Below are 13,998 nucleotides of genomic sequence, written 5' to 3'. Positions count from 1 at the left end.
CGTACCCCCCCCCCCCCCCCCCCCCCCACCCCCCCCCCCCCCCCCCCCCCCCCCCCCCCCGACCAGCCCAAGCGGCCCTCAGACGGACGGGGCCGGGGCGGAGCCCCGAAGCGGGGTCCGGGGGCCGCAGGCCCCGGGAGACCAGCTCAGCCCCCACCCGCCCCCGGAGGGTTCAGGGAACGGGCAGGGTGGGGGCTACGCCCGCGGCGCGCAGCCCAGGACGTGGGACTTGACCAGCGTGCCGATCCGCGGATCGTGCCGCCGGAACGCCGCCACCAGCTCCTCGTGCTCCTCCGCGTACGACTTCTGGACCGTGCCGAGCCACCGGATGGAGAGCGCCGTGAAGACCTCGATGCCGAGGCCCTCCCAGGTGTGGAGGAGGACGCTGTTCCCCGCCGCCCGCACCAGCTCACGATGGAACCCCACCGTGTGCCGCACCTGCGCCGTCCCGTCGGCCGCCGCGTCCGCCTCGTACAGCGCCGCCACATGCGGCTCCAGCGCCGAGCAGTCCGCGGCGAGGCGGTCCGCGGCCAGCTCGGCCGCGATCTGCTCCAGGCCGGCCCGGACGGGGTAGCTCTCCTCCAGGTCGGCCGCCGTCAGGTTCCGTACGCGTACGCCCTTGTTGGGGGCCGACTCGATCAGGCGGAGGGACTCCAGCTCCCGCAGGGCCTCCCGGACGGGCGTCTGGCTCACCTGGAGCTCGACGGCGATCCGGCGCTCCACGATCCGCTCACCGGGCTTCCAGCGGCCACTGACGATCCCCTCCACGATGTGCTCGCGGATCTGCTCGCGCAGCGAGTGGACGACGGGCGGGGTCATGAAGAGCTCCTTCACGCGAGCGGTGACCTCTAGACAATACGGCGGCGCCCCCACCAGGAATCACTCCGGGCAGGGGCGCCTTCGTCACAGACCGTACGGCTGCGGGTCCTACAGGCCGAGCTCGACCTCGAACTCGCCGGCCTCAAGGATCGCCTTGACGGCCGACAGGTAGCGGGCCGCGTCGGCGCCGTCCACCAGACGGTGGTCGTACGAGAGCGACAGGTACGTCATGTCGCGGATGCCGATGACCGTGCCCTCGGCGGTCTCGATGACCGCCGGGCGCTTGACCGTCGCGCCGATGCCCAGGATGGCGACCTGGTTCGGCGGCACGATGACCGTGTCGAACAGCGCACCGCGCGAGCCGGTGTTGCTGATCGTGAAGGTCGCGCCGGACAGCTCGTCCGGGGTGATCTTGTTGGCGCGGACCTTGCCGGCCAGCTCGGCCGTGGCCTTGGAGATACCGGCGAGGTTCAGACCGCCCGCACCCTTGATGACCGGCGTCATCAGACCCTTCTCGGAGTCCACGGCGATGCCGATGTTCTCCGAGTCGAAGTACGTGATGGTGCCCTCGTCCTCGTTGATCCGGGCGTTGATGACCGGGTGGGCCTTCAGCGCCTGGGCCGCCGCCTTCACGAAGAACGGCATCGGGGACAGCTTGACGCCCTCACGGGCGGCGAAGGAGTCCTTCGCGGCCGCGCGCAGCTTCATCAGCTTGGTGATGTCGACCTCGACGACCGAGGTCAGCTGGGCCTGCGAGTGCAGCGCCTTCATCATGTTGTCGCCGATGACCTTGCGCATCCGGGTCATCTTGACCGTCTGGCCGCGCAGCGGGGACGCCTCCAGGGAGGGGGCGGCCTTCGCGGCGGGGGCAGCGGCGGCCGGCGCCGGAGCGGCGGCCTTGGCGGCCTCGGCCGCGGCGATGACGTCCTGCTTGCGGATGCGGCCGCCGACGCCGGTGCCCTTGACCGCGCCCAGGTCCACACCGGACTCGGAGGCGAGCTTGCGGACCAGCGGCGTGACGTACGCGCCGTCGTCGCCGGAGGTGGCGACCGGGGCCGGAGCCGGGGTCACCGGAGCCGGAGCGGCGACCGGCGCGGCGACCGGCGCGGCGGGCGCGGCCACGGGCGCGGCGGGCGCGGCCACGGGCGCGGCCGGCGCGGCCACGGGGGCGGCCGGAGCCGGAGCCGGAGCGGGGGCGGCGGCCGGAGCCGGGGCGGCGGGGGCCGGGGCGGCGGCGGGCGCGGCACCGGCGGCGCCGATGACGGCCAGCTTGGCGCCGACCTCGGCGGTCTCGTCCTCGCCGACCACGATCTCCAGGAGCACACCGGCGACCGGGGCGGGGATCTCGGTGTCGACCTTGTCGGTGGAGACCTCAAGCAGCGGCTCGTCCTCTGCCACCTCCTCGCCGACCTGCTTCAGCCAGCGGGTGACGGTGCCCTCGGTGACGGACTCGCCCAGGGCGGGGAGGGTCACGTCGGTGCCGGAGGCGCCACCGGCGGGGGCGGCGGCCGGGGCCGGGGCCTCGGCGGCGGGCGCCGGGGCGGCCGGAGCCTCGGCCACGGGGGCCGGGGCGGGAGCGGCGGCGGGCTCGGCGGCCGGAGCGGCGGCCGGGGCCGGAGCGCCCGAGCCGTCGTCGATGATCGCCAGCTCGGCGCCGACCTCGACGGTCTCGTCCTCGGCCACCTTGATGGAGGCCAGGATGCCGGAGGCGGGGGCCGGGATCTCGGTGTCGACCTTGTCGGTCGAGACCTCGAGCAACGGCTCGTCGGCCTCGACGCGCTCGCCCTCGGCCTTCAGCCAGCGGGTGACGGTGCCCTCGGTGACGCTCTCGCCGAGCGCCGGAAGGGTTACGGAAACCGACATGGTTTCAGTTTCTCCTTACAGATTGCGGAAGTGGTCGTCGCGCCCGAGGGGCTCAGTCGTGCGAGTGCAGCGGCTTGCCGGCCAGCGCCAGGTGCGCCTCGCCGAGAGCCTCGTTCTGCGTCGGGTGCGCGTGGATGAGCTGCGCGACCTCGGCCGGCAGAGCCTCCCAGTTGTAGATCAGCTGGGCCTCGCCGACCTGCTCGCCCATACGGTCACCGACCATGTGGACGCCGACCACGGCACCGTCCTTGACCTGGACGAGCTTGATCTCGCCCGCGGTCTTGAGGATCTTGCTCTTGCCGTTGCCCGCGAGGTTGTACTTCAGAGCGACGACCTTGTCCGCACCGTAGATCTCCTTGGCCTTGGCCTCGGAGATGCCGACCGAGGCGACCTCGGGGTGGCAGTACGTCACGCGCGGCACACCGTCGTAGTCGATCGGGACGGTCTTGAGACCGGCCAGACGCTCCGCCACCAGGATGCCCTCGGCGAAGCCGACGTGCGCGAGCTGGAGGGTCGGGACGAGGTCGCCGACCGCGGAGATGGTGGGCACGTTGGTGCGCATGTACTCGTCGACGAGCACGTAGCCGCGGTCCATCGCGACGCCCTGCTCCTCGTAACCGAGGCCCTGCGAGACCGGGCCGCGGCCGATGGCGACGAGGAGGACCTCGGCCTCGAACTCCTTGCCGTCGGCCAGCGTGACCTTGACACCGTTCTGGGTGTACTCGGCCTTCTGGAAGAAGGTGCCCAGGTTGAACTTGATGCCGCGCTTGCGGAACGCGCGCTCGAGAAGCTTCGAGGAGTTCTCGTCCTCGGCCGGGACGAGGTGCTTGAGGCCCTCGATGACGGTGACGTCGGTGCCGAAGGACTTCCACGCCGAGGCGAACTCGACGCCGATGACGCCGCCGCCCAGGATGATCGCGGACTGCGGGACCCGGTCCAGGGTCAGCGCGTGGTCCGAGGAGATGACGCGGTTGCCGTCGATCTCCAGGCCCGGCAGCGACTTCGGCACGGAGCCGGTCGCCAGGAGGACGTGGCGGCCCTGGACGCGCTGCCCGTTGACGTCGACCGAGGTGGGCGACGACAGACGGCCCTCACCCTCGATGTACGTCACCTTGCGGGAGGCGACCAGGCCCTGGAGGCCCTTGTAGAGGCCCGAGATCACGTCGTCCTTGTACTTGTGGACGGCTGCGATGTCGATGCCCTCGAAGGTGGCCTTGACACCGAACTGCTCGGCCTCGCGCGCCTGGTCGGCGATCTCGCCGGCGTGCAGCAGGGCCTTGGTGGGGATGCAGCCGTTGTGCAGGCAGGTGCCGCCGAGCTTGTTCTTCTCGATCAGTGCGACGTCCAGGCCCAGCTGCGCTCCGCGCAGGGCCGCGGCGTAGCCGCCACTGCCACCGCCGAGGATCACTAGGTCGAAAACGGTGCTGGCGTCGTTCGCCACGTCACGTCCTCCATGCATGTGCGCCGGGCACCGGTCACCGATGACCGGGCGGCGGCTGGTGTTCGGCCGCTTGTCTTCGTCGGCCCTGTGGTGGGGGCCCTGTCCTGCCGAGAACCCATCTTCGCACTTGTTGCCGGAAGGCGGGACGCGGGGCCGGGCTCTGAGACGGGCGACCGCCCCCTCGGGAGGGCGATCACCGTCTGCGTACCTGTGGATTTCGTCCAGAGCGGAATCCGGACGCATACGCGGGGTGAACACGAACGGCCTCGGGCGTATGCCCGAGGCCATCGGTGTCACACGGCGTCAGCCGAGCTCGCCGTCGGCGGTGCGCTCGGCGAGGCGGACCAGGGTGCGGACCGCGGAACCGGTGCCGCCCTTGGGGGTGTAGCCGAAGGGGCCGCCCTCGTTGTAGGCCGGGCCCGCGATGTCCAGGTGGGCCCAGGTGATGCCCTCGCCCACGAACTCCTTCAGGAACAGACCGGCCACCAGGCCGCCGCCCATCCGCTCGCCCATGTTGGCGATGTCGGCGGTCGGGGAGTCCATGCCCTTGCGCAGCTCGATGGGGAGCGGCATCGGCCAGGACTGCTCGCCGGCCTCCTCGGCCGTCTCGTGGACGGCGGTGCGGAAGGCGTCGTCGTTGGCCATGACGCCGAACGTGCGGTTGCCGAGCGCCATCACCATGGCGCCGGTCAGGGTCGCCACGTCGACGATCGCGTCCGGGTTCTCCTCGGAGGCCTTGGCCAGCGCGTCGGCCAGCACGAGCCGGCCCTCGGCGTCGGTGTTGAGGACCTCGACGGTCTTGCCGCTGTACATGCGCAGCACGTCACCGGGGCGGGTGGCGGTGCCGGACGGCATGTTCTCGGCGAGCGCCAGCCAGCCGGTGACGTTCACCTTCAGGCCGAGGCGGGCGGCCGTGACGACGGCGGCGAAGACGGCGGCGGCGCCGGCCATGTCGCACTTCATCGTCTCGTTGTGGCCGGCCGGCTTCAGCGAGATGCCGCCCGAGTCGTAGGTGATGCCCTTGCCGACGTAGGCGAGGGACTTGGCCGCGCCCGGGTGGGTGTAGGCGATGCGCACCAGGCGGGGCGCGTTGGCGGAGCCGGTGCCGACGCCGAGGATGCCGCCGAAGCCGCCCTTGGTGAGCGCCTTCTCGTCGAGCACCTGGACCTTGACGCCGTGCTCCTTGCCGGCCGCGGTGGCGACTGCGGCGAAGGATTCGGGGTAGAGGTCGTTCGGCGGGGTGTTCACCAGGTCGCGGGCGCGGTTGATCTCCTCGGCCAGCGTGATGGCGCGCTCGGCGGCCGCCTTGTGAGCCTTGTCACGCGGCTTGGCGCCGATCAAAGCGATTTCGGCCAGTGGCGCCTTCGCGCTCTTGCCGCCGTCCTGGTACGCGGTGAAGGCGTACGCACCGAGCAGCGCGCCCTCCGCGATGGCCGCCACGTCCTCGGCCGCCTCCACGGGCAGGACGAACGCGGCCTTCTTGGTGCCGGTGAGCGCGCGGGCCGCGGCGCCGGCGGCGGACCGCAGCACCTCGGCGGCGAACGCCTCGCCCTTCTCGGGGGCCGTGCCGAGCCCGACCGCCAGCACGACCGGCGCCTTCAGGCCGGACGGCGACGGCAGCTTGGTCACCTCGCCCTCGGCACCGGAGGCGCCCAGGGTCTCCAGAACGACGGCGAGCTTGCCGCCGAACGCCTTGTCCACGGCCTCGGCGCCCGGCGCGACGACCGGACCCGCCTTGGGCCCGGTGCCCTTGGCGAAACCGACGACCACGGCGTCGGCGCGCAGCGTCGCGGCACCGGCAGTGCTGAGAGTCAGAGCAGTCACGGTGGTGAAGTCTCTCTTCCGTTGAGTTTTCGAGCCGAGGGATGGGTCGGCTGTGCCCCGGCGCATCGTAAATCGGCCGAGTTGGGCGCGGATACGAGCGTACGCGCGCAGATGCGCTTCGATCACGGCGGCGGCAATTCACTCATCCGTGGTGTCTCTTCAATGTTTCCCCGCCAGACTGTGAGCGCTCGGTCACACTCGGCCCGTTCGGGCAAGGGCGCACGGGGCTCCTTTGCATCATCTCCACAGGTCCTCCCATGTGCGTGCATACGGAAGGGCCCCCATGAGGGGGGAAACATTGAAGAAGGCGAACCGCTTGAACGCGGGCAGAACCACCGTCGCACTGCTCACCGCCGGCGTCCTGGCGGCGGGCATACCCGCAGCCGTGGCCGACACGACGGCGACTCCTCCGCGCATCGACCTGAAGGTGCTCGTCCTGGACGACGGGGGCAGCGCGGTGGACGCGCTGACGGCCCAGCTCACGAGCATCGGGCTGCCGTACCAGACGGTGAAACTGAACGACGCCGGGCGCCAGACGATCGACGCGGCGTTCCTGAGCGACACGGTCAACGGGCGGCCCCGCGCCAAGTTCCAGGGCGTCGTGGCGCCCAACGAGATCCCGTTCGGCGCGGCCGACGCCCCCGAGCAGACCGCGCTCGCGGCGTACGAGAAGACCTTCGGCATCCGCCAGATCGACGCCTACACCTGGGCCCACCCCGAGGTCGGGCTCGACTACACCGACCAGAACGGCGGTTGGGCGGGCGTCCTGGACGGCGCCAGGACCGCGGTCACCACGGACGGCAAGGCCGGGCCGTTCGGCTACCTCGACGGGCCGGTCCTCTTCGAGGACAACTCGGCCATGGTGTCGGAGAGCTACGGGTACGCGGGCCATCCCCGGGAGGGCTACACCAGCTATCTCACCGCGCCCACCGGCGGTTCCCTGGTCGGGTCCTACATCCACGACGGGCGCAGCGAACTCGTCGTCACCTTCGCCTACAACCAGTACCAGGAGCAGTTCGAGGTACTTGCCCGCGGCATGGTGGAATGGCTGACTCAAGGCGTACACCTCGGGCAGAGCCGCAACTATTTTGCCGTGCATGTCGACGACGTCCTCGCGCCGGACGCCCGTTGGGACACCACGCTCAACTGCACGCCCGGTGACTTCGACTGCGCCGGCGGGAGCGGTCGGACGAGCGACATCCGGATGACGGCGGCCGACGCGCAGTACGCCGCCCAGTGGGAGCAGACCAGCGGTTTCACCCTCGACCTGCTGTACAACGCGGGTTCCGGAGAGGAGTGGAAGACCGAGAACGGCGGCACCGACGCGCTCACCGCCCAGCTCCTCGCCGACAAGGCCAAGTTCCGCTGGGAGAACCACACCTACACGCACGAGTTCCTCGGCTGCGTCCAGGACACCACCACCGTCCCCTGGACCTGCGCGAAGAACGCCGACGGCAGCACCAAGTGGGTGAGCCGGAGCGACATTTCCGGCCAGATCAACAACAACTACCAGTGGGGCGTGCAGAAGGGCCTTCCGGTCGACCGCACCGAGCTGGTCACCGGTGAGCACTCAGGCCTGAAGACCCTGCCGCAGCAGCCCCAGGACAACCCCAACCTGGCCGCCGGGCTCCTCGACGCCGGGGTCAAGTGGGCCGGGAGCGACAACTCGCGCGAGCCGCAGCAGCGCCCGGTCGGCAAGGCCCTCACGGTGCCGCGCTACCCGATGAACGTGTACTACAACGTCGGCAAGGCGGCCGAGATGACCGACGAGTACAACTGGATCTACACCTCGAAGGCGGACGGCGGCAGCGGGATCTGCGAGGGCAACCCGACGTCCACCTGCCTGCCCGCGCCGCTGGACACCGCCACCGGCTACCAGTCCCACATCGTTCCCCAGGAGGCCGGCACCGCGCTGCGCCACGTGCTCGGCAACGACCCGCGGCCGCACTACGTCCACCAGTCCAACCTCGCCGAGGAGCGGATCCTCTACCCGGTGCTCGACAAGGTCCTCGGCGACTACCGTGGGCTGTTCGCGGACAGCGCGCCCGTGGTCAACCTGCGCCAGCGGGACATCGGCACCGAACTCGGCCGCCAGTCCACGTGGGCCAAGGCGGTCGCGGACGGCAAGGTCACCGCGTACCGCATCGGCACCACCGTGACCGTCCAGGGGCCGTCGGGCGTGGTGGTACCCGTCACCGCTCCCGAGGGCACCCGTCAGCAACAGCTCCTCGGTACCACCGTGTTCGGCACGCCGTACGCGGGTCAGCGCTCCGCCTGGTCCTCACCCGGACTGCTGCAGGCGGCGATCACGCTGAAGCTTCCGGCCTGACCAGCCGACTGACATTCGCTGTCCAGGGGGGACACCAATGCCGAGCAGTGGCCGTCATGTCAGCATGCTCACGGAAGGCACCTATCCGCACATTCACGGGGGCGTGAGCACCTGGTGCGACCAGCTCGTCCGCGGTATGCCGGAGGTGGACTTCAACGTCCTGGCCCTCACCGGCAGCGGCCGCGAGCCGGTCACCTGGGAGCTGCCGCCGAACGTGTACCGGCACACGGCGTTCCCCCTGTGGGGGCCGGCGCCGGGGCGGCGGCCACTTCTCGGCAAGGAGCGGCGCCGTTTCATAGACGTCTACGAGCGGTTCCTGCTCTCGATGCTCGACCCGGAGTCCGGCTGCGACTTCACCCAGGGGCTGTACGCCCTGGCGCGGCTGGCCCGGGCCGGGCGGCTCTCGGCGGCGCTGCGCTCGGAGGCCGCGCTGCGGTCGCTGATGTGGATCTGGACCATGCCGCACCTCCAGACAGCCGCGGCCCGGCCCACCGTGCACGACGCCCTGACCGCCACCGACCTCCTCGAACACGCGCTGCGCCCGCTGTCCGCCCGGCTCCCGGAGGACTGCGTGGCGCACGCGGTCAGCAGCGGACTCGCCACCCTTCCCGCGCTCGCCGCCCAGCACTTCGACGGTGTGCCCTTTCTCCTCACCGAACACGGCATCTATCTGCGCGAGCGCTACCTCGGCTACCGCACGGGCGAGCAGACCTGGCCGGTGAAGTCGGTGATCCTCAGCTTCTACCGCGAACTCAACTCGATGGGGTACCGCCAGGCCGACCTCATCACCCCGTGCAACCAGTACAACCGCCGCTGGGAGGAGCGCGGCGGGGCGCCGGTGGACCGCATCAGGACGGTCTACAACGGCGTCGACCCCAACCTCTTCCCGCACGCGGGACCCGACCCGGAGGTGCCCACCCTCAGCTGGTGCGGCCGCGTCGACCCCATCAAGGACCTGGAGACCCTGATCCGGGCGTACGCCATGGTCAGGGCCGAGCTGCCCGAGGTGCGGCTGCGGCTGTTCGGCCCCGTCCCGGCGGGCAACGAGGACTACCGCACCCGCCTTGAGAAGCTCGCCGCCGAGCTCGGCGTGGCCGACGGCATCAGCTACGAGGGCCGCGTCAGCGATGTGGCCGGCGCGTACGCGGCGGGGAGCGTGGTGATGCTCTCCAGCATCAGTGAAGGCTTCCCTTTCTCGCTGATAGAGGCGATGTCCTGCGGCCGCGCCACGGTGTCCACGGACGTGGGCGGGGTGCGCGAGGCCGTCGGGGACGCCGGTCTCGTGGTGCCGCCGCGCGAGCCCGCCCTGATGGCCGAGGCCACGCTCGCGCTGCTGCGTGACGAGGCGTACCGCACCGGACTGGGCGCGCGGGCCCGCAGCCGGGTCGTCGACCAGTTCACACTGCACCGGTCCGTCGACGGGTTCCGCCAGATCTATCTGGAGCTCGCCGGCGACCCGGAGCCCGTACCGCGGTACGCGGCGGCCGCCGAGCAGCGCATCGAGGTGCCGCGGGAGTCGGACGACTGGACGCTCGAACTCGCCGACCCCTGGTACCGGGAGCTGGCGTCGGACGGATCCGTCTGGTGAGCGGCTCGCTCTGGCTGGGCAAGGAGGGGCAGGACACCCTGCCCTTCATCCCGCGGCAGCGCCCGCACGGCGCCGCCGTCGACCCCATCGACGAACTGGCCGACCGCCTGGAGGAGTTGATAGCCGCCGCCGTCCACCCGGACGAGGTGGCGGCCATCCTCGAATCCGACGGCATGACCGACGCACACATACGCACCACCTACGGCCGCCACGACTCCTTCGAGCTCGCCGAGGACCTCTACGCGCGCGTGGAGCGCCGCTACCCGCCCGCCGCGGGCCCGGCCGCCGACCCCTGGCACGCCGTTCTGCCCGCCTGTCTGCTGCGCGGCCTCGTCTTCGCCCTGCCCGGCCTCGCGTACGTCCTGGGGGCGCCGCTGCTCGCCGGGCACCCGGACGGCTTCGGCCTGCCCGCCGGTACGGTCCCGCTGCTCGCCGGGGCCATCACCGGCTGGGTGTGGAACCAGGGCCTCTCACACCGCGCGTACTCATGGCTGGGCCTCGGCGACCGGTCCGCCGCGGCCGCCGCCCTGCGCACCGGGGCGCCGCTGGGGGCCGTGCTGAGCGCCCTGGTGGCGCTGGCGGCGAGCGGGCCCGGCGAACTGCCGGCGGCCGGCTTCGCCGCCGGGCAGGCCGTCTATCTGGCGGCGGCGACCGTGCTGCTCGCCATGGGGCGCGAGCGGGACCTGCTGTGCGCGCTGCTGCCGATGGCGGCGGGCGCCGCGCTCACCGTCCCGTACGACCTGCCCGAGGCCCTGCGCACCGGGCTGCTGCTGCTCTCGCTCGCCGCCGCGGCCGGCTTCGCCCGGCGGGCCCTGGCGGGCGCGGCCCGCGGCGACGGGGCAGCGGCCGACGGCCGGCCGGGCCCCGGGCTCGCCGCTTCCGTCCCGTACGCCCTGTTCGGCCTGGGCACCGGCGTCCTGGTGCTCTACGCGGCCGTCGGGGACGTGTTCGCCGACGGGGCCGGGTCCGCCGTGGCCGCGCCCTCGGCCGTGGCGCTCACCCTGAGCATGGGACCCGCCGAGTGGCTGCTGTACCGCTTCCGCAGCGAGAGCCTGGCCGGGCTGCGGGCGAGCACCACCGCGTACGGCTTCCGCAAGGCGACCGTGCTCACCATCGTGGTCTGTCTGAGCGGCTATCTCGCCATCCTTTTCGCCCTCACCGTCGTCGGCACGCTCCTGTGGCCGGGCGCCCCCCAACTGGGCGCACTGCGCCTCACCGGGCTGCTGTTCACCGGCATGGTCCTGTGGACCGCGCTGCTGCTCCAGTCCTTCGGGGCGGTCCGCAGCGCCGCCGCCGTGTGCTGCACGGCGGGCGGGGTGCAGGTCCTCGCCCTGGCGACCGGGGCGGGCCACCCCCGCACGGTCGAGCCGGTGGTGGCGGGCGCGGCGGCCGTGGTGCTCGCCGGGCTTGTGGGGGCGCTGCTGGGAAGGGCGACGGCCCACCGGGCATGACCGCATCGGGGACGACCGCATCGGGGACGACCGCATCGGGTATGACCGCATACGGAGCGGGGCCCGCAGCGGCCGCGCGCATCAGGACGGAAACCACGCACACCATGCACGCCGAGCACGCCGCACCTCCCACCTCCGCCCCGGGGCGGAACCTCCTCGTCCCGTTCTACGACCACCCGGCCGACCGGCCCGACGCCTGGGAGACGCTGATCGCGGCGGCCCCCCTGCTGTACGGGGTGGTGCTCAACCCGGCCAGCGGCGCGGGGGAGGCCCCCGACCCGGCGTTCGCCGAGGCCGCGGCCCGGCTGCGGACGGCCGGCGTCGCCGTCCTCGGCTACGCGGACACCGACTACGGCCGCCGCCCGCACGCCGACGTCGTACGCGACCTGCTGCGCCACCGCGACTGGTACGGGGCCGACGGCGCCTTCCTCGACCAGGCGGCCACCGACCCGGCGCTGCTGCCGCACTACCGGCGGCTCTCGGTCGCCGCCCGCGCCGCCGGGGCCCGCACCCTGGTCCTCAACCACGGCGCCCACCCCGACCCCGGGTACGCCGAAATCGCGGACCTGCTCGTCACGTTCGAGGGCACCTGGGCGGCCTATCCCGAGGTGCGCGCCCCGGCGTGGACCCTGGGCCACCCGCCCGAACGCTTCTGCCACCTCGTGTACGCGGCCCCGCCCGGCGCCCGGCTCACCACGTCCGTGCACTGCGCGGTGCCGGGCGACGCGCCGCACCCGTGGGGCACCCTGCCGCACCTCCTGGAGCCCGCCCGATGAGACGCCTGCCGCTCGCGCTGGTCCTGCTGCTGCTCCTGGTGGCGGGGTGCTCCTCGTCCTCGCCGGACGACGACGACAGGCCGGGGCCGGACGAGTCCAGCGCCGCGCCGACCCCGTCCGCGCCGGGCCCGACCGCGTCCCGCCCCAGCCCCTCCGCCCCCTCGCCGACAGCCGGCGGCGCCCGCTGGCAGCCGCGGCCCGGGCTGGCCTGGCAGTGGCAGCTCACCGGGAAGCTCGACCCGACGGTGGACGTGCCGGTGTACGACGTCGACGGCTTCAACATCTCCAAGGCACAGGTCGACGATCTGCACCGGCGCGGGCGCAAGGTCATCTGTTACGTCTCGACCGGCGCCTGGGAGGACTTCCGCCCGGACGCCGACCGGTTCCCCAAGTCGGTGCTCGGCAAGAGCAACGGCTGGAAGGGCGAGCGCTGGCTCGACGTCCGCCGCACGGACGTGCTGGAGCCGCTGATGGCCAAGCGGTTCGACATGTGCCGGGAGAAGGGGTTCGACGCGGTCGAGCCGGACAACATGGACGGCTACGACAACGAGACCGGGTTCCCTCTCACGGCCACGCAGCAGCTCGGGTACAACCGGCTCGTCGCACGGCTCGCCCATGACCGGGGGCTGGCGGTCGGGCTGAAGAACGACCTCGACCAGATTCCGGAGCTGGTGGGGGACTTCGACTTCGCGGTGAACGAGCAGTGCGCGGAGTTCGGGGAGTGTGACGCGCTCGGCGCGTTCACTCGCGCCGGGAAGGCGGTGTTCCATGTCGAGTACGAGAAGGCGCCCGCGGAGTTCTGCACCGTGGCGCGGAAGCTGCGGTTGAGCTCCATGCAGAAGGAGCTGGAGCTGGGTACGTGGCGCAAGGCGTGTTAGCGAACTCGGCTGCGGGCCGTGGGGGCTGGTCGCGCCCACGCGGCGGAGCCGCATATCGACACAGCCCCGCGCCCCTCAGGCGGTCCGCCGCAGCCGGAGGACCCAGCTCAGCCACAGTCCTTCAGGGGCGCGGGGAACTGCGTGCTCAGCCCAAGACGGCCCGCACGTCCTAGAGCGCCCCCAGCGCCGACACGATCAGCGCTGCCGTCGTCGCCGTCTCCGCCACCGCGCCGAACACGTCTCCCGTGACCCCGCCGAAGCGGCGTACGCAGTGGGCCAGGAGCAGTTGGGCCGCGCCCAGGGCCGCCGCCATCGCCACCGCCTGGTGCAGGGCCGCACCGGGGCCCAGCAGCAGCCCCGCCCCCGCCGCGCACCCCGCCGCGACCAGCACCGCCGCCCCCGCCGCCGCCCGCCAGGGCACCGCCCCCGCCACCGTCGCTCCCAGGCCGTCCGGGCGGGCCGGTGGGACGGTGGGGCGGCAGGTGAGCGTGAGGGCCAGGCGGGCCGTGACGGCCGCGATCGTGGCCGCCGCCGCGCCCCGGGTCCAGCTCTCCGCGTACAGCTCGGTGAGGACGGCCACTTGGCCCAGGAGCACGAAGACCAGGGTGAGCACGCCGAACGGGCCGATGTCCGACTGCTTCATGATCCGCAGCGCGTCCTCGGCGGGCTTCGCGCTGCCCAGGCCGTCGGCCACGTCCGCCAGGCCGTCCAGGTGCAGGCCCCGGGTGAGCGCGGCCGGGACCGCGGCCGTGGCGACGGCGGCGAGCAGCGGGCCCGAGTCGAGGAGCAGGAGGATCCCGCCGACGGCCGCCGCGCAGGCGCCGATCACCAGACCCGCCAGCGGCGCCCAGAGCATCCCCGCCCGGGCCGCCTCGCGGTCCCAGCGGGTGACCCGTACCGGGAGCGCGGTGAGCGTGCCGAAGGCGAAGCGTATGCCGTCCATGGGATTCATCGGCCGCAGGGTATCCCGGGCGCCGTCCCCGGCCCCACCGGGGTAAATTGCGCGTATTGCATCAATACGGAACGGAT

10 protein-coding genes are annotated in these 13,998 nt (G+C 72.6%); 5 read left to right on the top strand and 5 right to left on the bottom strand.

Annotated elements, in window-relative coordinates:
- Nucleotides 1–195: 195 nt before the first annotated feature.
- From ACZ499_RS05950 to ACZ499_RS05935, 4 genes are all read right to left on the bottom strand, one after another.
- Nucleotides 196–819 carry a GntR family transcriptional regulator gene (locus ACZ499_RS05950; protein WP_385550345.1) on the bottom strand — a complete coding sequence of 208 codons (624 nt, stop codon included), beginning with the start codon at nucleotides 817–819 and terminating at the stop codon, nucleotides 196–198.
- Nucleotides 820–927: 108 nt separating this feature from the next.
- Nucleotides 928–2,682 (bottom strand): 2-oxoglutarate dehydrogenase, E2 component, dihydrolipoamide succinyltransferase, encoded by a 1,755-nt coding sequence (gene sucB, locus ACZ499_RS05945; protein ID WP_468672664.1) that lies wholly within the window; start codon nucleotides 2,680–2,682, stop codon nucleotides 928–930.
- A 52-nt stretch (nucleotides 2,683–2,734) separates the two neighbouring features.
- The gene (gene lpdA / locus ACZ499_RS05940) at nucleotides 2,735–4,123 is read right to left on the bottom strand and encodes a dihydrolipoyl dehydrogenase (protein ID WP_468672661.1); all 1,389 of its coding nucleotides are present in this window, start codon (nucleotides 4,121–4,123) and stop codon (nucleotides 2,735–2,737) included.
- Nucleotides 4,124–4,426: 303 nt separating this feature from the next.
- Nucleotides 4,427–5,947 carry a leucyl aminopeptidase gene (locus ACZ499_RS05935; RefSeq protein ID WP_468672659.1) on the bottom strand — a complete coding sequence of 507 codons (1,521 nt, stop codon included), beginning with the start codon at nucleotides 5,945–5,947 and terminating at the stop codon, nucleotides 4,427–4,429.
- A 283-nt stretch (nucleotides 5,948–6,230) separates the two neighbouring features.
- Between ACZ499_RS05935 and ACZ499_RS05930 the strand changes: the two genes are divergently transcribed.
- The 5 genes from ACZ499_RS05930 to ACZ499_RS05910 all read left to right on the top strand — a co-directional run bounded on the left by ACZ499_RS05930 (nucleotide 6,231) and on the right by ACZ499_RS05910 (nucleotide 12,969).
- Nucleotides 6,231–8,276: a hypothetical protein gene (locus ACZ499_RS05930; RefSeq protein WP_468672657.1), complete on the top strand. Its 2,046-nt coding sequence runs from the start codon at nucleotides 6,231–6,233 to the stop codon at nucleotides 8,274–8,276.
- Nucleotides 8,277–8,313: 37 nt separating this feature from the next.
- On the top strand, nucleotides 8,314–9,864 hold the full coding sequence (pelF, locus tag ACZ499_RS05925; RefSeq protein ID WP_468672655.1) for a GT4 family glycosyltransferase PelF: 1,551 nt from the start codon (nucleotides 8,314–8,316) through the stop codon (nucleotides 9,862–9,864).
- Nucleotides 9,861–11,315 carry a hypothetical protein gene (locus tag ACZ499_RS05920; RefSeq protein ID WP_468672653.1) on the top strand — a complete coding sequence of 485 codons (1,455 nt, stop codon included), beginning with the start codon at nucleotides 9,861–9,863 and terminating at the stop codon, nucleotides 11,313–11,315. Before pelF ends, ACZ499_RS05920 begins: the two co-directional genes overlap by 4 nt.
- A 104-nt stretch (nucleotides 11,316–11,419) precedes the next feature.
- Nucleotides 11,420–12,091 (top strand): spherulation-specific family 4 protein, encoded by a 672-nt coding sequence (locus tag ACZ499_RS05915; protein ID WP_468672864.1) that lies wholly within the window; start codon nucleotides 11,420–11,422, stop codon nucleotides 12,089–12,091.
- A complete protein-coding gene (locus ACZ499_RS05910; protein WP_468672651.1) occupies nucleotides 12,088–12,969 on the top strand; it encodes an endo alpha-1,4 polygalactosaminidase in 882 nt (293 codons plus the stop codon). The genes ACZ499_RS05915 and ACZ499_RS05910 overlap by 4 nt, the downstream gene beginning before the upstream one ends.
- Nucleotides 12,970–13,138: 169 nt before the next feature.
- Here ACZ499_RS05910 and cobS read toward each other — a convergent pair whose 3' ends face one another.
- Nucleotides 13,139–13,921, bottom strand: a complete 783-nt coding sequence (cobS, locus tag ACZ499_RS05905) for an adenosylcobinamide-GDP ribazoletransferase (protein ID WP_468672649.1) — start codon at nucleotides 13,919–13,921, stop codon at nucleotides 13,139–13,141.
- Nucleotides 13,922–13,998 lie beyond the last annotated feature (77 nt).

It is taken from the genome of Streptomyces sp. NPDC031265 (assembly GCF_055570295.1).
The sequence above is the reverse complement of the archived record's forward strand: the minus strand, read 5'-3'. Positions and strand labels throughout refer to the sequence as shown.

Bases quoted from the DNA above. Each gene is read 5' to 3' on its own strand.
- ACZ499_RS05950 (WP_385550345.1), bottom strand. From the start codon at position 819: ATGACCCCGCCCGTCGTCCACTCGCTGCGCGAGCAGATCCGCGAGCAC.
- sucB (WP_468672664.1), bottom strand. From the start codon at position 2,682: ATGTCGGTTTCCGTAACCCTTCCGGCGCTCGGCGAGAGCGTCACCGAG.
- ACZ499_RS05930 (WP_468672657.1), top strand. From the start codon at position 6,231: ATGAGGGGGGAAACATTGAAGAAGGCGAACCGCTTGAACGCGGGCAGA.
- pelF (WP_468672655.1), top strand. From the start codon at position 8,314: ATGCCGAGCAGTGGCCGTCATGTCAGCATGCTCACGGAAGGCACCTAT.
- ACZ499_RS05915 (WP_468672864.1), top strand. From the start codon at position 11,420: ATGCACGCCGAGCACGCCGCACCTCCCACCTCCGCCCCGGGGCGGAAC.
- ACZ499_RS05910 (WP_468672651.1), top strand. From the start codon at position 12,088: ATGAGACGCCTGCCGCTCGCGCTGGTCCTGCTGCTGCTCCTGGTGGCG.
- cobS (WP_468672649.1), bottom strand. From the start codon at position 13,921: ATGAATCCCATGGACGGCATACGCTTCGCCTTCGGCACGCTCACCGCG.